Consider the following 18,892-nt stretch of genomic DNA (forward strand, 5'->3'; position numbering starts at 1 on the left):
TGAGAGAGCATTCTGGCTCATGGCGCAATTCTACTCTGCAAAGCGACGGGTTACGACTCGTCAGATCATAACCGTGACGGTTAACGACCTTGACCCGTTTGGCCAAGGCGTCGCACGCCACAACGGTAAGGCGCTTTTTATCCAGGGCGCACTGCCTGGTGAACAGGTCGACATTACCATTACTGAAGATAAACGTAACTTTGCTCAGGCTAAAGTTAAGCGGCGTTTAAATGATAGCCCGCAACGCGCGACACCGCGTTGCCCGCATTTTGGTGTCTGTGGCGGCTGCCAGCAGCAACACGCCAGCATCGAGCTGCAACAACAAGCCAAATCCAGGGCGCTGGCCCGCATGATGGGCAAGCGTGAAAACCCTGCGGTAGTGGACGAAATAATTTCTGGAACACCATGGGGTTATCGCCGTCGTGCGCGTTTGGGGTTGAATTACCTGGCGAAAACACAGACGTTGCAAATGGGGTTTCGTAAATCTCAGGACAGCGAACTGGTGAATATCCAGCGTTGCCCGGTTTTGGTGCCCCAGCTTGAAGCGCTGCTGGTGCCGTTGCACGAATGTTTAGCCAGTTTAAAAGCCGTTCGCCGTTTAGGGCATGTTGAATTGGTTCATGCCGATAATGGCCCGTTGATGGTGCTGCGTCATTTAGATGCTCTGAATGATGATGACAGGCAAAAACTGGAACGCTTTTCGCATTCTCATGGCGTCGATCTGTTTTTCGCGCCCGACAGTGAGACACTCACGGCCCTGGGTGACGTTCAGCCCAGCTATCATTCAGACGGTCTACGCTTAACGTTCAGCCCGCGTGATTTCATTCAGGTCAATGATGGCGTGAATCAGCAAATGGTGACGCGTGCTATTGAATGGCTGGATATTAAGCCAACCGACCGCGTGCTGGATCTGTTCTGTGGAATGGGAAACTTTACGCTCCCGCTCGCCACGCGCGCTGAAAGTGTCGTTGGGGTGGAAGGCGTTGCTGCGCTGGTAGCAAAAGCTGAATATAATGCAGAATGTAATTCGCTGAAAAATGTCACATTCTTCCATGAAAATCTGGAAGAAGATGTGACTCGTCAGCCCTGGGCTGCCCAGGGTTTTGACAAAATATTGCTCGACCCCGCACGCGCGGGTGCGCCGGGTGTCATGCAGCATGTGATTTCACTTGCGCCAACGCGAGTGGTCTATGTTTCATGTAATCCGACCACGCTTGCCCGCGATAGCGAGGCATTGCTGGCCGCAGGCTACCAACTGCGCCAACTGGCAATGCTGGATATGTTCCCGCACACAGGGCACCTGGAATCAATGGCGCTGTTTGAGCGGTTAGATCAGGTCGAGTGATTTGATACATACCCGATAAAGTTCAAGGCGTAGGGTATACACCGAAGAGGATGGACAATGGTTGCGGTAAGAAGTGCACATCTCAATAAAGCTGGCGAATTTGCGCCCGACAGATGGATTGCGAGCCTCGGGATCACTAACCAGCAGTCATGTGAACGCTTAGCCGAAACCTGGCGGTATTGCGAGCAACAGACGAAAGGCCACCCGAACGCAGAGCTGCTGTTGTGGCGCGGCGTCGAGATGGTGGAAATTCTGTCGATGTTGAGTATGGACAACGACACCCTACGTGCCGCTTTGCTGTTCCCGTTGGCAGATGCAGGTGTCGTGACCGAAGAAGTGATGCGCGAAAGCATTGATAACCAGGTTGTGACGCTGATTCATGGTGTGCGCGACATGGCGGCTATTCGCCAACTGAAAGCGGCCCACACCGATTCCGTTTCTGCTGAACAAGTCGATAACGTTCGTCGCATGTTGCTGGCGATGGTCGATGATTTCCGCTGCGTGGTCATCAAACTTGCCGAACGCATCGCGCACCTTCGTGAAGTGAAGGACGCGCCGGAAGACGAACGCGTACTGGCGGCAAAAGAGTGCACCAATATTTATGCACCTCTCGCCAACCGCCTCGGTATCGGTCAACTCAAGTGGGAACTGGAAGATTACTGCTTCCGTTACCTGCATCCTGATGAATACAAACGTATTGCTAAATTGCTGCACGAGCGTCGAATAGACCGTGAGCATTACATCGACGAATTCGTTAGTGCGCTGCGTAAATCGATGAAAGAAGAGGGTGTTAAGGCTGAAGTGTATGGCCGCCCGAAACACATCTACAGCATCTGGCGCAAGATGCAGAAGAAATCCCTCGCCTTTGACGAGTTGTTTGACGTGCGTGCGGTGCGCGTGGTGGCTGAACGTTTGCAGGATTGCTACGCAGCGCTCGGTATCGTGCACACGCATTACCGCCATATGCCCGATGAGTTTGACGACTATGTTGCCAACCCCAAACCGAACGGTTATCAGTCGATTCATACCGTAGTATTGGGACCAAACGGCAAAACCATTGAAATTCAGATCCGCACTAAGCAGATGCATGAAGAGTCGGAACTGGGTGTGGCGGCGCACTGGAAATACAAAGAAGGCAATGCCAAGAGCGGTAGTTCAGGTCATGAAGATCGCATCGCGTGGCTGCGTAAACTGATCGCCTGGCAAGAAGAAATGGCGGACTCCGGCGAGTTGCTGGACGAAGTGCGCAGTCAGGTATTCGACGATCGCGTGTATGTGTTTACGCCGAAAGGCGACGTGGTGGATTTACCGGCGGGTTCTACGCCGCTGGACTTTGCCTACCATATTCATAGCGATGTTGGGCATCGTTGTATTGGCGCGAAAATCGGTGGGCGCATCGTACCGTTTACCTATCAGTTGCAAATGGGCGATCAAATTGAAGTCATCACCCAGAAGCAGCCGAATCCAAGCCGTGACTGGTTAAATCCGAACCTCGGTTACATCACCACCAGCCGCGGGCGTGCCAAAATCCACAACTGGTTCCGTAAACAAGATCGCGACAAAAACATTCTGGCCGGGCGTCAGATCCTTGATGATGAAATTGAACATCTGGGTATCAGCCTGAAAGAGGCCGAAAAGTCACTGTTGCCGCGCTACAACTTCAATGACATCGAAGAGTTGCTGGCGGCCATTGGCGGCGGGGATATTCGTCTTAACCAGATGAGTAACTACCTGCAAGCGCAGTTTAATAAGCCAACGGCGGCTGAACAGGATGAGCAAGCCCTTCGCCAGCTCGAGAAGAAATCCTACGCGCCACAATCGCGCAGCAAAGATAACGGGCGTGTGGTGGTGGAAGGCGTTGGCAACCTGATGCACCACATTGCGCGTTGCTGCCAGCCGATTCCGGGTGATGAGATTGTTGGTTTTATTACTCAGGGGCGCGGAATTTCTATTCACCGTGCCGACTGCGACCAGCTTGCGGAACTGCAATCACACGCGCCAGAACGTATCGTTGATGCGGTGTGGGGCGAAAGCTACTCCAGCGGTTATTCGCTGGTGGTGCGTGTTACCGCCAATGACCGCAGCGGCTTGTTGCGCGATATCACAACCATTCTGGCGAATGAAAAGGTGAACGTATTGGGCGTTGCGAGCCGCAGCGACACCAAACAGCAACTGGCGACCATCGATATGAATATCGAAATCTACAACCTGCAAGTGCTGGGCCGGGTATTGGGCAAACTGAATCAGGTGCCTGATATTATCGACGCGAAGCGCTTGCACGGCTGATTTATTGCCCCTCACCCGCCTCTTTCTTCACGGAAAGGGGCGGGTTGTTTTATTCACAAGGATCCAAAATGAATCAAATTACCCGCCTTCTGGGCATTATGAAGCGTCTGCGTGACCCAGAAACAGGCTGCCCATGGGACCGTGAGCAAACCTTCGCCACCATCGCGCCTTACACGCTGGAAGAAACCTACGAAGTGCTTGATGCCATCAACCGCGAAGATTTTGACGATTTACGCGGTGAGCTGGGTGATTTGCTGTTCCAGGTCGTGTTTTACGCGCAAATGGCCCAGGAAGAAGGACGCTTTGATTTCGACGATATCTGCAAAGCTATCAGCGACAAACTCGAACGCCGCCACCCGCACATTTTTGCCGACGGCACCGCCGGAAACAGTGCCGAAGTGTTAGAGCGTTGGGAACAAATCAAAAGTGATGAGCGTGCGGAAAAAGCGCAGCATTCGGCGTTAGACGATATTCCTCACGCGTTACCTGCATTGATGCGCGCGCATAAAATCCAGAAACGTTGTTCGACGGTGGGTTTTGACTGGACCACGCTTGGCCCGGTTTTAGACAAAGTCTATGAAGAAATCGATGAAGTGATGCATGAGGCAAAACAAGCCGTCGTTGACGAAGCAAAACTGGAAGAAGAAGTCGGTGATTTATTGTTCGCCACCGTCAATTTAGCACGCCATTTAGGCACCAAAGCTGAGACGGCATTACAAAAAGCCAACCTGAAGTTTGAGCGTCGTTTCCGCGAAGTGGAAAGGATTATTGCTGACAGGGGCCTGACAATGACCGGAGTTGACCTGGAAATCATGGAACAAGTCTGGCAGCAGGTTAAACGCCAGGAAACTGAAATTTAACGCGTTTTTGTGGTCAAGCGCTTTTTATGGCAATTCCAATTTAACAAGCGCTTGATTTACGTCAAAAACATTTATGCCAAACGGGCTATTTTCATTGCCCTGACAAAGCGCGAGGTCAGGGCTTTGCAGACAGAATGAAAGTTTGTGGCGCCGATACTGTTCGGGTATACTACTTTCCCGTCCTGGTACTTCCATCGTCTTTAAACCTAACTCTTCAGGTTCAGCATGACAACGAACTATATTTTTGTGACCGGCGGGGTCGTTTCCTCTCTGGGTAAAGGCATTGCCGCAGCCTCCCTCGCAGCTATTCTCGAAGCCCGTGGCCTCAACGTATCCATCATGAAACTCGATCCGTACATCAACGTCGATCCGGGTACCATGAGCCCTATTCAACATGGGGAAGTGTTCGTTACAGAAGACGGCGCTGAAACCGACCTTGATTTAGGTCACTACGAGCGTTTCATTCGCAACAAAATGACACGTCGTAACAACTTCACCACTGGCCGTATTTACTCAGAAGTTCTGCGTAAAGAGCGCCGTGGCGACTATCTGGGCGCGACTGTTCAGGTTATTCCACACATCACGAACGCAATCAAAGAACGCATCCTTGAAGGTGGCGAAGGCTACGATGTCGTGCTGGTTGAAATCGGCGGTACTGTAGGCGATATCGAATCCCTGCCGTTCCTCGAAGCGATTCGTCAGATGGCGGTTGAAGTGGGTCGTGAGCACACTCTGTATATGCACCTGACTCTGGTGCCATACATGGCTGCTGCCGGTGAAGTGAAAACTAAACCGACTCAACACTCCGTAAAAGAACTGCTTTCTATCGGTATTCAGCCAGATGTGCTGATCTGCCGCTCTGACCGCGTTGTTCCGGCTAACGAACGTGCAAAAATTGCATTGTTCTGTAACGTCCCGGAGAAAGCGGTTATTTCTCTAAAAGATGTCGATTCCATCTATAAAATTCCAGGTCTGTTGAAATCACAGGGTCTGGACGATTATATTTGTAAACGATTCAGCTTGAACGTTCCTGAAGCTAACTTGTCCGAATGGGAACAAGTTATTTATGAAGAAGCGAATCCGACAAGCGAAGTCACAATTGGTATGGTCGGCAAGTACATTGAACTGCCAGATGCCTACAAATCTGTGATTGAAGCATTGAAACACGGTGGTTTGAAAAATCGTCTGACCGTTAACATCAAGCTGATTGACTCGCAGGATGTTGAAACTCGCGGTGCTGAAGAAGTGCTGAAGGGATTGGATGCTATCCTTATCCCTGGCGGTTTCGGTTACCGTGGTGTGGAAGGCAAAATCGCCACCGCGCGTTATGCTCGTGAGCAAAACATTCCATATCTGGGTATTTGCTTAGGTATGCAGGTTGCGCTGATTGAGTTCGCACGGAACGTTGCAGGTATGGCTAACGCCAACTCAACTGAATTTGTGCCAGACTGTAAATACCCGGTGGTCGCCTTAATCACCGAGTGGCGCGACGAAGAAGGTAACGTTGAAGTTCGTACTGAAAAGAGCGACTTAGGCGGCACCATGCGTCTTGGTGGCCAGCAGTGTCAGTTGACCGATGGTAGTCTGGTGCGCCAGATGTACGGTGAACCGACAATTACTGAGCGCCATCGCCATCGTTATGAAGTCAACAACATGTTGTTGAAGCAAATTGAAGCAGCAGGTCTGCGCGTTGCGGGCCGTTCCGGTGATGACCAACTGGTAGAAATCATCGAAGTGCCAAATCATCCGTGGTTTGTTGCTTGCCAGTTCCACCCGGAATTTACTTCTACTCCGCGTGATGGGCACCCACTGTTTGCAGGCTTTGTTAAAGCTGCCGGTGAGTTCCAGAAGCGTCAGGCGAAGTAAGAGATAGTTAGAACGACAACGCGCGAATGTTTCGCGCGTTGTTTGTCTGGAGTTTTAGTTTAACTTGTACTGAGGAAAATCTAATGTCCAAAATCGTTAAAGTCATCGGTCGTGAAATCATCGACTCCCGTGGTAACCCGACTGTTGAAGCTGAAGTTCATCTGGAAGGCGGTTTCGTAGGTATGGCTGCTGCACCATCAGGTGCTTCAACTGGTTCCCGCGAAGCGCTGGAACTGCGCGATGGCGACAAATCTCGCTTCCTGGGCAAAGGCGTTCTGAAAGCCGTTGCTGCAGTTAACGGCCCGATCGCTGCGGCTGTAATTGGTAAAGATGCGAAAGACCAGGCTAACATCGATAAGATCATGATCGACCTGGACGGTACCGAAAACAAATCCAACTTCGGCGCTAACGCAATCCTGGCTGTTTCTCTTGCTGCTGCTAAAGCTGCTGCTGCCTCTAAAGGCCTGCCGCTGTACGCACACATCGCTGAACTGAACGGCACCCCAGGCAAGTTCTCTATGCCTCTGCCAATGATGAACATCATCAACGGTGGCGAGCACGCTGATAACAACGTTGATATCCAAGAGTTCATGATTCAACCAGTTGGCGCGAAAACTCTGAAAGAAGCCATCCGTATGGGTTCTGAAGTTTTCCACACCCTGGCTAAAGTTCTGAAATCTAAAGGTATGGGTACTGCTGTTGGTGACGAAGGTGGCTATGCGCCAAACCTGGGTTCCAACGCTGAAGCACTGGCTGTAATCGCTGAAGCGGTTAAAGCTGCAGGCTACGAGCTGGGTAAAGACGTTACTCTGGCTATGGACTGTGCTGCTTCTGAATTCTACAAAGACGGTAAATACGTTCTGGCTGGCGAAGGCAACAAAGCTTTCACCTCTGAAGAATTCACCCACTTCCTGGAAGACCTGACCAAACAGTACCCAATCGTTTCTATCGAAGACGGTCTGGACGAGTCTGATTGGGATGGTTTCGCATACCAGACCAAAGTAATGGGCGACAAACTTCAGCTGGTTGGTGATGACCTGTTCGTTACTAACACCAAAATCCTGAAAAGAGGTATCGACAACGGTATCGCTAACTCCATTCTGATCAAATTCAACCAGATCGGTTCTCTGACCGAAACTCTGGCTGCGATCAAAATGGCGAAAGATGCTGGCTACACTGCAGTTATCTCTCACCGTTCAGGCGAAACTGAAGACGCTACCATCGCTGACCTGGCTGTTGGTACTGCTGCAGGCCAGATCAAAACTGGTTCTATGAGCCGTTCTGACCGTGTTGCTAAGTACAACCAGCTGATTCGTATCGAAGAAGCTCTGGCTGCTGCGGGCACACCAGCTCCGTTCAACGGTTTGAAAGAAGTTAAAGGTCAGTAATTCGTTACTGCTTTAAATTCTGATTAAAAAACCCGCTTCGGCGGGTTTTTTTGTGCGGATTTTTCGCCAAACCTGAGCCACTCTCGCATAAACCGGGAATGCAGTTTGCGGTTGCCAGTGCTCTCGACCAGGATTAGTGGGTTATTTCACTCACAGGTCAGGAGACCGCCATGAAAGCTGCAGTTGTTAACAAAGACCACTCTGTCGGCATCATAGATAAACCCGTTCGTGCCCTGAAACACGGCGAGGCATTACTGACAATGGAGTGTTGCGGTGTTTGCCACACCGATTTGCATGTGAAAAACGGAGACTTTGGTGATGTAACCGGCATTACGCTGGGTCATGAAGGGATCGGGGTGGTGAAGTCCATCGGCCCCGGCGTCACGTCGCTGAAAGTGGGAGATCGTGCGAGTGTTGCCTGGTTCTTCCGTGGATGCGGCAATTGCGAATATTGTAATACCGGTAACGAAACGCTGTGCCGTAGCGTAACGAATGCGGGATATACCGCTGACGGCGGTATGGCTGAAGAGTGCATTGTAGTTGCCGATTACGCAGTAAAAGTCCCTGACGGCCTCGAATCCGCCGCAGCCAGTAGCGTCACCTGCGCGGGCGTGACTACTTACAAAGCGGTGAAGGTTTCCCATGTTCAACCCGGTCAGTGGATTGCGATTTACGGCCTGGGTGGCCTTGGCAACCTCGCGCTGCAATATGCGAAGAACGTCTTTAATGCCAAAGTCATTGCCATTGATGTGAATGACGCGCAGCTCGATTTTGCTAAAGAGTGCGGAGCAGATTTAGTCATCAACTCGCGCAACGAAGATGCGGCCAAAGTTATTCAGGAGAAAGTGGGCGGTGCTCATGCGGCGGTCGTCACCGCTGTAGCAAAAGCAGCGTTCAATTCGGCGGTCGATGCGGTTCGAGCTGGTGCTCGTATCGTTGCGGTCGGCCTGCCATCTGAGTCCATGAGCCTGAATATTCCGCGACTGGTGCTTGATGGTATTGAAGTCGTCGGTTCTCTGGTGGGAACCCGCATGGATTTGACTGAAGCCTTCCAGTTTGCCGCCGAAGGTAAAGTTGTGCCAAAAGTGACGATGCGTCCGCTTGAAGATATCAATGCTATTTTCAAGGAAATGGAAGAGGGCAAAATCAAAGGCCGTATGGTTATTGATTTTAAAACTAAGAAATAAGCGTTGTCCTGGTTGGCCGGGGATTTCCCCCGGCCATGTAATTTTAAAGCGACTGAATTACCCGCTTAAGCAGACGAATTCTCGGCTCAATGCTGTCTATCTCCAGGTATTCTGACGCGCTGTGGAACCCCGCGCCAATCGGGCCGAAACCATCCAGTGAAGGGATGCCCAGCGCTGCGGTATGGTTAGCATCAGAACCGCCGCCAACAGATTTCCAGCGCACTTCGACTCCTTCAGCAACACCCGCTTGCTCGACAATTCGCATTAACTCTTCGGTATCAGCCGTCGGTGCCATCGCAGGTTTGTGCGCTTGTTGGTGAACGCTCGTTTTCACATCACGCTCAAATTCACGCTGGCCATAAGCCTGGATTGCAGCATGGACTCGCGCATATTCATCGTTGTCCTGGAAGCGGACATCAACAATCATCTCCGCATGATCCGGCACGATGTTTGCCCCCACACCACCTGAAATCACGCCGGTATTGATGGTCGTGCCTTTAGCCATATCTGCCAGTTCGCTGATTTCCAGCACCGCGCGTGCCAGCGCTTTGATCGCGGAGCGGCCCGCTTCCGGGTCGTTACCCGCATGCGCTGCCACACCTTTAAACGTTAACTTATAACCCGCGATGCCTTTACGCGCTTTAACCAGCGAACCGTCTGCCCTTGCGGCTTCACACACCAGCACACAGCGGCTGTGTTTTGCTAGTTCACCAATCCAGTGATGCGAATGCGCCGATCCTGTTTCTTCATCCGGGTTCATTGCCACGCCAATAGACAAACGCTCAAGCGTTGTTTTATCCATCTCACGTAATGCCCAGAGAATGTTCAGCAGGCCGCTTTTCATATCTGAAACGCCTGGACCGTAAGCACGATTGCCTTCGATGCTGAATGGGCGCTCGGCCACGGTTCCAACCGGGAAGACGGTGTCCATATGCCCGACCAGCAGCACATCATAATGTTCAGCGTCTGGCTTATTGGTGGCAAATAAACCCGGGCCAACTTTTTCGCCGAGAGCGATTCGGTCGCAATGCCAGTTTTCGTTGTGATACCACTGTTGAATGATGCGGCTGACTTCCTCAACGCCATCAATCGTTGCCGTTCCACAGTCGATATTGACCAGTTTTTTCAGTTCTTGAAGGTACTGTTTCAAATCCATGTCTTACTCCAGAATCATCAGTCGCATAATTAACATGGCGCCAAATGCGTTCAGCACCGAAATTGCGATCATTAAGGGAATACGTTTTGCCGGAATGCCAACCACGCCAAGGATGCGGCCAGCATATTGCACTTGAGAGCCCATCAGATAAATGGCAGGGGCGAGAATGGCAAGATGAGCACCGGTGAGAATGCCTTTTTCAAACAAAGTGATAGCAACACCGATTGCGCCACCCATCGACATCCAGCCACCGATGAGAACCGCAGCCGCTTCGCCAGGCAGGCCAAAAACTTTCATCAACGGGCCAAATATCCAGGCCAGGCCGTTCAGTGCACCAGTGATTTGTAGAGCGTAAATAATAATGAATGCCATCAGCACGTTAGGAAGGGTGCTGGTGGTCGCGATATTCCAGCCTTTGCGGGCACCCGCGACGAACACATCGGTGATCATCGTCTTAGCGGTATCAGCCATGTTGCACCTCCACACTCTGTTTGCGCTCTGTGACGTTAAGAATCAGGCGCATCACATTCGCCCCAACGATTTTCATGATGAACATCACCGCGACGCACAGGCCGATGGATGCTGGAACAGCACTCGTTCCGTCAATGGCAATCAGCGTAAACAGCACGGCACCGGAGGAGAAAAAGTTGGTTATCATGGCGCCCGCAGAAAACTGGAACATAGTGAAGATCGTTTTTTCTTTGTCGGTTATCTGCCCTTCATCGGCTAACACGCGAGTGAGCGAGGCGCCTACATCGGTACTTTGCAGACTGCCAATCAGCGCAAGGCCGGTGGAACCTGGAATACCGAGAAGTGGGCGTAACAGAGGTGTCAGCAATTTACGAGCAGCATTCAGTGCACCGTAATGCTCAAGTACGTTTATCATCCCCAGCGCAAACATCACCGCTGGAATCAGGCCAAAGGCGAACAGGAAACCGTCCATTGCGCCATGCCCACCCTTACCGCGAAAAGCACTTTTGGCCGCGTCGACCGCGTCTCCCGAAAGATTGACATCGGTGACGACTTTGCCAAACGCACCGTTTAGTGTGGTGAAGTCGAAGACTCCGTACCACTCCTTGCCACCCAACAGCCCAGAAAAGAACACCATTGCGAACAGCAACGCAATATAGGCGCCGGGCCCCACGCGTTGGTCACCTGAATGAACCGAACTTTCCATATATCATTTCCTTATGTCATTGATGGGGTCAATACGCAGGCGATGCTAAGTGTGTTGCGGGCAGCGGAATATGACAGGGATCAAGCCGTCAGGCATAGAGAGAAGAGAAGGGTAATTGTTGTGATGACAAGCACAATAACCTTGTTGGTTGACAGGTTATTGAGTCGACTTAGGGACTTATTTCAGAACAAATGCCGCAGCAGCCGCGTTGCGCATGACCTCAACCGTGACTTCTGCGATAATTACTCTTTACACCTATTTCTGAGAAGACTATGCAGTATCCGATTAACGAGATGTTCCAGACCCTGCAAGGGGAGGGCTATTTTACTGGTGTGCCCGCCATTTTTATTCGCCTGCAAGGCTGCCCGGTGGGTTGCGCGTGGTGCGATACCAAACACACCTGGGATAAACTCGCGGATCGTGAAGTCTCTCTGTTTAGCATTCTGGCTAAAACCAAAGAAAGCGATAAATGGGGCAGCGCAACTGCGGAAGATCTGTTGGCTATTTTCCAGCGTCAGGATTACACCGCACGCCACGTGGTGATTACCGGTGGCGAACCGTGCATTCACGATCTCACGCCGCTGACCTCACTGTTTGAACACCACGGTTATAGTTGCCAGATAGAAACCAGCGGCACGCACGAAGTGCGTTGTACTGCGGGAACCTGGGTTACGGTCTCTCCGAAAGTGAATATGCGTGGCGGTTACGATGTGCTTTCTCAGGCGCTAGAACGCGCGGACGAAATCAAGCATCCGGTTGGGCGCATGCGCGATATTGAAGCGCTGGATGAATTGCTGGCAACGCTGGTGGATGACAAAAAACGGGTGATTGCGCTTCAGCCTATCAGCCAGAAAGAAGACGCCACGCGTCTGTGCATTGAAACATGTATTGCCCGCAACTGGCGGCTTTCGATGCAAACGCACAAGTATTTGAATATTGCGTAGAAATTGGTGGATGACGCTTGCGCTTATCCACCCTATAAATACTAAAAAGGCACCCTTCGGTGCCTTTCTTTTAACCTTTATACACGCACCCGGCGGTACAGGTTTCTTTCACCATCACCGCGCTTAACAGCGGTACGATTGGCTTCATCTCATCCCAAATCCATTTCGCCAGCACTTCGCTGGTCGGATTCTCAAGACCGGGAATATCATTCAGATAGTAATGATCCAGACGATCATAAGTCGGTTTAAACGCCGCTTTCAGTTCTGAAAAATCCATAATCCAGCCGGTATAAGGATCAACCTCGCCGGTGATTTCCAGACGCACCATAAAAGAATGGCCGTGCAGGCGACCGCATTTGTGGCCTTCCGGCACATGCGGCAGGTGGTGAGCGGCTTCGAAGGTAAAATCTTTAAACAGGGTGGTGGTCATTATTACTTTCTCTGTAGGGCGAAAAACCGCCGCATAGTACCGGAATCCACTATTTTGCGCATTAATTTAAATCATGCCCCAGGCGTAAATCCCTGTATGTCTGCTTCTTTTCTATTTTATCTTTTATTTTTCATGGGGTTAGATAACCACTTTTAACGTTATGAATTACCCATAAAAGCGGTTAGTCATTTTGGTTATTTGTTATTTCTATCCCTTCTTTAATTGTTACTATCGCTCTGGTTAACCTTACCTTATTGCCGTTTATTCTTGAAAACGGACCTTTGCTACTGGAACCCAATACGCATGACGACTCAGGCCCCACCGACCGCTTTGCTGCCGCTGACACCGGAGCAACTGGCACGCCTCCAGGCGGCGACAACCGATTTTTCGCAGACTCAACTGGCCTGGTTATCGGGCTATTTCTGGGGAATGATTAATCAACAACCGGGTGCTGTTACCACCGCTCAGGCACCTGCGGCGCAAATTCCGGTGATTACGTTGATTTCTGCATCCCAAACCGGTAACGCACGTCGCGTGAGCGAACAATTACGCGACGATTTGCTGGCAGCAAAACTGAACGTCAATCTGGTTAACGCGGGCGACTACAAATTCAAACAAATTGCCCAGGAAAAACTGCTGATTGTTGTTACCTCAACCCAGGGTGAAGGTGAGCCGCCTGAAGAAGCGGTGGCGTTGCATAAATTCCTGTTCTCGAAAAAAGCACCAAAACTCCCGGATACGGCATTTGCCGTCTTTAGTCTGGGTGACACCTCTTATGAATTCTTCTGCCAGTCCGGTAAAGACTTTGATACCAAACTGGCGGAACTGGGCGGCGAACGCCTGCTTGACCGTGTCGATACCGATGTCGAATTCCAGCCAGCAGCCGCGCAGTGGCGGGCAAAAATTGTTGAAGTGCTGAAATCCCGTGTCCCGGCGGAAACTCCGGCGCAAGCAGCAGTGACAGCAACGGGCGTGGTCAACGAAGTTTTCTCAAGCCCTTACACTAAAGAAGCGCCACTGGCTGCATCGCTTACGGTTAACCAGAAAATCACCGGCCGCGATTCTGAAAAAGACGTGCGCCATTTCGAAATTGATTTGGGTGATTCCGGTCTGCGTTACCAGCCGGGCGATGCGCTGGGTGTCTGGTATCAAAACGATCCAGCCCTGGTGAAAGAGCTGGTCGAACTGTTATGGCTCAAAGGCGATGAAAGCGTCACCATCGATGGCAAAACGCTGCCGCTGAGTGAAGCGCTGGAATGGCATTTCGAGTTGACGATTAACACCGTCAATATCGTTGAGAAATATGCGCAGGTTACGCGCAATGCCGCATTGCTGGATTTGGTTGGCGATAAAACCAAGCTGCAACACTTTGCTCAGAACACGCCAATCGCGGATATGGTGCGTTACGCTCCGGCTGAATTAACCGCCGAGCAACTGATTGATTTATTGCGCCCGCTGACGCCGCGTCTGTACTCCATTGCTTCTTCTCAGGCAGAAGCGGAAAGCGAAGTGCACATTACGGTTGGCGTGGTGCGTTATGACATCGAAGGCCGTGCGCGCACTGGTGGTGCTTCTGGCTTCCTGGCTGACCGACTGGAAGAAGACGGTGAAGTGCGTGTGTTCATCGAACATAACGACAACTTCCGCCTGCCAGCCAACCCGGAAACCCCGGTGATTATGATTGGCCCAGGCACCGGTATCGCACCGTTCCGCGCCTTCATGCAGCAGCGTGAAAACGACGGGGCAAGCGGTAAGAACTGGCTGTTCTTCGGCAACCCGCACTTTACTGATGATTTCCTGTATCAGGTTGAATGGCAGCGCTACGTCAAAGACGGCCTGCTAACCAATATCAGTCTCGCCTGGTCGCGCGACCAGGAACATAAAATATACGTACAAGATAAACTGCGCGAAAAAGGCGCGGAACTGTGGAACTGGATTAACGAAGGTGCCCACATTTACGTCTGCGGCGATGCAAATCGCATGGCAAAAGACGTGGAGCTTGCATTACTGGAAGTGGTAGCCGAGTTCGGTGGCATGGACCTCGAAACGGCAGATGAATTTTTAAGTGAGCTGCGCGTTGAGCGCCGTTATCAGCGAGATGTCTACTAATGAGCGAAAAACACCCAGGACCATTAGTGGTCGAAGGCAAATTGAGCGATGCCGAGCGCCTGAAACGCGAAAGCAATTACCTGCGCGGCACCATTAAAGAAGATTTGCAGGACGGGCTGACCGGCGGCTTCAGAGGCGACAACTTCCTGCTCATTCGCTTCCACGGTATGTATCAGCAAGATGACCGCGATATTCGTGCAGAACGTGCGGAGCAAAAGCTTGAGCCACGCCACGCCATGATGCTGCGCTGCCGTCTGCCGGGCGGGATTATTACCACCGAACAGTGGCGTGCGATTGATAAATTTGCCGAAGATAAAACCATTTACGGCAGCATTCGTCTGACCAACCGTCAGACTTTCCAGTTTCACGGCATTCTGAAAAAGAACGTGAAACCGGCTCACGAAATGCTGCATGAAGTCGGGCTGGACGCGCTGGCTACCGCCAACGACGTCAACCGTAACGTGCTCTGTACGTCTAACCCGGTGGAGTCTGAACTGCACCAGGAAGCGTACGAATGGGCGAAAAAACTCTCTGAGCATTTGCTGCCACGCACTCGTGCTTACGCTGAGATCTGGTGGGATCAAGAGAAAGTCGCGACCACTGACGAAGAGCCGATCCTCGGTGAAACGTACCTGCCGCGTAAGTTCAAAACCACGGTCGTGGTGCCGCCGCAGAACGATGTCGATCTTCATGCCAACGACATGAACTTCATCGCGATCGCCAAAGACGGCAAACTGGTGGGCTTCAACCTGCTGGTGGGCGGTGGCTTGTCAATTGAACACGGTAATAAAGCGACTTATGCACGTACTGCGAGCGAGTTTGGTTACATTCCGCTTGAGCACACGCTGGCCGTTGCCGAAGCCGTTGTCACTACACAACGCGACTGGGGCAACCGTACCGACCGTAAAAATGCCAAAACCAAATACACTCTTGAACGCGTCGGCGTTGACGTGTTTAAAGCCGAAGTTGAACGTCGCGCAGGCATTACGTTCGAGCCGATTCGCCCGTATGAATTTACCGGGCGTGGCGATCGTATTGGCTGGGTAAAAGGTATCGACGACAAATGGCACCTGACGCTGTTTATCGAAAATGGCCGCATCCTGGATTATCCGGGTCGCCCATTGAAAACCGGCTTGATGGAGATCGCGAAGATCCACAAAGGCGATTTCCGCCTGACCGCCAACCAGAACCTGATCGTGGCGGGCGTTCCGGCAAGCGAGAAAGCGGCAATCGAGAAAATTGCCAAAGAAAGTGGCCTGATGAACGCGGTGAAACCACAGCGTGAAAACTCGATGGCCTGCGTATCCTTCCCGACTTGTCCGCTGGCGATGGCAGAAGCTGAACGCTTCCTGCCGCAGTTTGTGACTAAAGTAGAAGAAGTGCTGGAGAAACACCACGTGCCGGATGAACACATCGTCACGCGTGTTACCGGCTGCCCGAACGGCTGTGGCCGCGCGTTACTGGCTGAAATCGGCCTGGTAGGGAAAGCGCCAGGGCGTTACAACCTGCATATCGGTGGCAACCGTATCGGCACACGTATCCCGCGCATGTACCGCGAAAATATCACCGAACCGGAAATTCTGGCCTCTATTGATGAACTGGTGGGGCGCTGGTCGAAAGAGCGCGAAGCTGACGAAGGCTTTGGCGATTTCACCATCCGTGCGGGGATTATTCGCCCGGTGTTAGATCCGGCTCGGGACTTGTGGGACTAGCCATTTTAATGTCGGATGACGCTCATGCTTATCCGACCGACGAAAGGCTCTTGTAGGGTGGATAAGCCGCAGGCGCCATCCACCATGATTCAAGCAACAAGCGAGGAACTTATGGCCGCACTCGATTTAAAAGCGCTGAATGAATTGCCAAAAGTTGAGCGTGTGATGGCGCTGGCCGAGGTCAACAGCCAGCTAGAAAAACTCACGGCGCAGCAGCGTGTTACCTGGTCGCTGGAGAATCTGCCGGGCGAGTTTGTGCTCTCCTCTAGCTTTGGTATTCAGGCGGCGGTGAGTCTGCATCTGGTCACTCAGCAGTTTCCGGATATTCCGGTTATCCTCACCGATACCGGCTATCTGTTCCCGGAAACTTACCAGTTTATTGATGAGCTGACCGACAAGCTGAAGCTGAACCTGAAAGTCTACAGCGCGAAGGAAAGTGCGGCGTGGCAAGAAGCGCGTTACGGCAAATTGTGGGAGCAGGGCGTTGAAGGCATTGAGAAATACAATGACATCAACAAAGTGGAGCCGATGAACCGTGCGCTGCGTGAGCTAAACGGGCAAACCTGGTTTGCTGGCCTGCGCCGCGAGCAATCGGGCAGTCGTGCAAACTTACCGGTGCTGGCGATTCAACGCGAAGTATTTAAAATTCTGCCGATTATCGACTGGGATAACCGCCAGGTTTACCAGTACCTCACCGCCAACGGTTTGAAATATCACCCGTTGTGGGATCAAGGCTATCTTTCAGTAGGCGACACCCACACTACGCGGAAATGGGAAGAAGGTATGGCAGAAGAGGAAACTCGCTTCTTCGGTCTGAAACGTGAGTGCGGCTTGCACGAGTAACCCACCGAAAGCACAATAATCCAGAAGCCCTTCGCATAATGCAGAAGGGCTTTTTTATGATCAGAGCACATTATTATTTTTATTAGTCATACTAATAGATTCAGGACACTTCACTAATCCCCTCGCAACGACAAATTCAGCATTCTTACTGGTTCAAATATCAGCCATAACAATCAATATGTTAGTGAAGTCCACTTCAGATTTATTCATAAATAGCGCTAATATTTACCATCTGGCAACAAATAACCACTCATTTGGTAACTTAAAAACTACGACATTGTTCACACAATAGTCAGTTTATAAATACTATAGTACGACAAATAGAGCGATTTATTCCCCTGCCTTTTCTCAACCCTACGAGAGTTGCTATGAAGATCGAACGTATAAAAGTGCTGGTGAGTCGGCCTGGACGAAATTTTGTTACGGTAAAAATTGAAACGGACGAAGGGATTTATGGTGTGGGTGATGCCACATTGAATGGCAGGGAAATGGCCGTCGCAGCGTATCTGGAAGAGCATATTGCTCCGTGTCTTATCGGCAAAGATCCGCGCAATATTGAAGATATCTGGCAGTACCTTTATCGCGGGGCGTACTGGCGCAAGGGGCCTGTGACGATGACGGCGATCGGCGCAGTCGATATGGCGTTGTGGGATATTCTGGGCAAACACGCGGGGCTGCCGGTCTGGCAACTGCTGGGTGGGAAAAGCCGCCAGGGTGTGACGGTGTATGTTCATGCCAACGGCGAAAGCATCGATGAAGTGCTGGATAACACAGCGAATTTTATTGAACAAGGCTATAAAGCTATTCGTCTGCAATGCGCCATTCCTTCCACTAAAGGCACTTATGGCACGCTGGAAGGGAAGAAAAATTACTACGAGTTGCAGGGTAATCGCCCGTTACCGCCGGAGCAGCCGTGGTCTACGCGCAAATATATGAATTTTATACCCGAGTTGTTTAAAGCAGCTCGCGAGCGTTTCGGCTATGGCATTGATCTGTTGCATGACGTTCATAGCCGTCTGACGCCAATAGAAGCGGCGCGCCTCGGGAAACTGCTCGAGCCATATGACTTACTGTTTTTAGAAGATACCGTCACGGCAGAAAACCCGGCGGGCTATCAAATTATTCGCCAGCACACCACGACGCCGCTGGCAGTGGGTGAAATATTTAATACTATCTGGGATGCAAAAGAGTTAATCGAAACGCAATCGATAGATTATATCCGCACCGCAGTTTCTCATGGTGGCGGAATAACACCGATGCGTAAACTCAGTGCTTTTGCTGACCTTTATCACGTGCGCATGGCACCGCACGGTGCACCGGATTTATCACCTATATCCACAATGGCTCATTTGCACCTTAATAGTTGGGCACCTAATTTTGGTATCCAGGAATTTGTTGGTTTTGGCACTCCAGAATTAAACAGCATCTTTAAATACGAACTGCCCCTCAAGGATGGAATGCTATTAGTTTCTGATAAACCAGGTTTGGGAATAGATATAGATGAAGCCGCCATGGGGAATTACCCCTATGTCAGATCTTATCTTCCTGTTAGCCGCCTCGAAGACGGAACGCTCTGGAACTGGTAATTC

At 51.3% G+C, this 18,892-nt stretch carries 15 protein-coding genes; 11 read left to right on the top strand and 4 right to left on the bottom strand.

The annotated features are described in order from the left end of the window. The first annotated feature begins 19 nt into the window (after window positions 1-19). From rlmD to adhP, 6 genes are all read left to right on the top strand, one after another. A complete protein-coding gene (gene rlmD / locus DY231_RS04760) occupies window positions 20-1,345 on the top strand; it encodes a 23S rRNA (uracil(1939)-C(5))-methyltransferase RlmD (protein WP_115627470.1) in 1,326 nt (441 codons plus the stop codon). Between the two features lie 57 nt (window positions 1,346-1,402). Beyond that, entirely contained in the window at window positions 1,403-3,631 is a 2,229-nt protein-coding gene (gene relA, locus DY231_RS04765) for a GTP diphosphokinase (protein ID WP_115627471.1), read from the top strand. Between the two features lie 68 nt (window positions 3,632-3,699). Then, the gene (gene mazG / locus DY231_RS04770; protein ID WP_115627472.1) at window positions 3,700-4,491 is read left to right on the top strand and encodes a nucleoside triphosphate pyrophosphohydrolase; all 792 of its coding nucleotides are present in this window, start codon (window positions 3,700-3,702) and stop codon (window positions 4,489-4,491) included. Window positions 4,492-4,716: 225 nt separating this feature from the next. Beyond that, the gene (gene pyrG / locus DY231_RS04775; protein ID WP_034497987.1) at window positions 4,717-6,357 is read left to right on the top strand and encodes a glutamine hydrolyzing CTP synthase; all 1,641 of its coding nucleotides are present in this window, start codon (window positions 4,717-4,719) and stop codon (window positions 6,355-6,357) included. 83 nt (window positions 6,358-6,440) lie between these two features. Then, window positions 6,441-7,745 (top strand): phosphopyruvate hydratase, encoded by a 1,305-nt coding sequence (eno, locus tag DY231_RS04780; RefSeq protein WP_034497984.1) that lies wholly within the window; start codon window positions 6,441-6,443, stop codon window positions 7,743-7,745. Between the two features lie 170 nt (window positions 7,746-7,915). Continuing rightward, window positions 7,916-8,932, top strand: a complete 1,017-nt coding sequence (gene adhP / locus DY231_RS04785; protein ID WP_115627473.1) for an alcohol dehydrogenase AdhP — start codon at window positions 7,916-7,918, stop codon at window positions 8,930-8,932. Window positions 8,933-8,975: 43 nt separating this feature from the next. Here adhP and DY231_RS04790 read toward each other — a convergent pair whose 3' ends face one another. Genes DY231_RS04790 through DY231_RS04800 form a run of 3 tightly spaced genes read right to left on the bottom strand, consistent with a single transcriptional unit; the run spans window position 8,976 to window position 11,265 of the window. Continuing rightward, entirely contained in the window at window positions 8,976-10,088 is a 1,113-nt protein-coding gene (locus tag DY231_RS04790; RefSeq protein WP_115627474.1) for a M20 family metallopeptidase, read from the bottom strand. A gap of 3 nt (window positions 10,089-10,091) precedes the next feature. Then, a complete protein-coding gene (locus tag DY231_RS04795; RefSeq protein WP_115627475.1) occupies window positions 10,092-10,559 on the bottom strand; it encodes a YjiG family protein in 468 nt (155 codons plus the stop codon). Beyond that, entirely contained in the window at window positions 10,552-11,265 is a 714-nt protein-coding gene (locus DY231_RS04800; RefSeq protein WP_115627476.1) for a nucleoside recognition domain-containing protein, read from the bottom strand. The genes DY231_RS04795 and DY231_RS04800 overlap by 8 nt, the downstream gene beginning before the upstream one ends. 272 nt (window positions 11,266-11,537) lie before the next feature. On the opposite strand from DY231_RS04800, the gene queE reads away from it, so the two are divergent. Continuing rightward, the gene (queE, locus tag DY231_RS04805) at window positions 11,538-12,209 is read left to right on the top strand and encodes a 7-carboxy-7-deazaguanine synthase QueE (protein WP_115627477.1); all 672 of its coding nucleotides are present in this window, start codon (window positions 11,538-11,540) and stop codon (window positions 12,207-12,209) included. 70 nt (window positions 12,210-12,279) lie between these two features. On the opposite strand, the gene queD is transcribed toward queE, so the two are convergent. Continuing rightward, window positions 12,280-12,642, bottom strand: coding sequence for a 6-carboxytetrahydropterin synthase QueD (gene queD, locus DY231_RS04810; RefSeq protein ID WP_172588727.1), 363 nt, complete (start codon window positions 12,640-12,642; stop codon window positions 12,280-12,282). Between the two features lie 300 nt (window positions 12,643-12,942). Here queD and cysJ point away from each other — a divergent pair, with 300 nt between their 5' ends. The 4 genes from cysJ to manD all read left to right on the top strand — a co-directional run bounded on the left by cysJ (window position 12,943) and on the right by manD (window position 18,889). After that, a complete protein-coding gene (cysJ, locus tag DY231_RS04815; protein WP_115627478.1) occupies window positions 12,943-14,748 on the top strand; it encodes an NADPH-dependent assimilatory sulfite reductase flavoprotein subunit in 1,806 nt (601 codons plus the stop codon). After that, on the top strand, window positions 14,748-16,460 hold the full coding sequence (gene cysI, locus DY231_RS04820; protein WP_115627479.1) for an assimilatory sulfite reductase (NADPH) hemoprotein subunit: 1,713 nt from the start codon (window positions 14,748-14,750) through the stop codon (window positions 16,458-16,460). Before cysJ ends, cysI begins: the two co-directional genes overlap by 1 nt. A gap of 111 nt (window positions 16,461-16,571) precedes the next feature. Then, window positions 16,572-17,303 (top strand): phosphoadenosine phosphosulfate reductase, encoded by a 732-nt coding sequence (gene cysH / locus DY231_RS04830; RefSeq protein ID WP_115627480.1) that lies wholly within the window; start codon window positions 16,572-16,574, stop codon window positions 17,301-17,303. A gap of 368 nt (window positions 17,304-17,671) precedes the next feature. Next, window positions 17,672-18,889, top strand: coding sequence for a D-mannonate dehydratase ManD (manD, locus tag DY231_RS04835; RefSeq protein ID WP_115627481.1), 1,218 nt, complete (start codon window positions 17,672-17,674; stop codon window positions 18,887-18,889). Window positions 18,890-18,892: the final 3 nt, after the last annotated feature.

The organism is Buttiauxella agrestis (genome assembly GCF_900446255.1).
In the GTDB taxonomy this organism is placed as follows: domain Bacteria; phylum Pseudomonadota; class Gammaproteobacteria; order Enterobacterales; family Enterobacteriaceae; genus Buttiauxella; species Buttiauxella agrestis.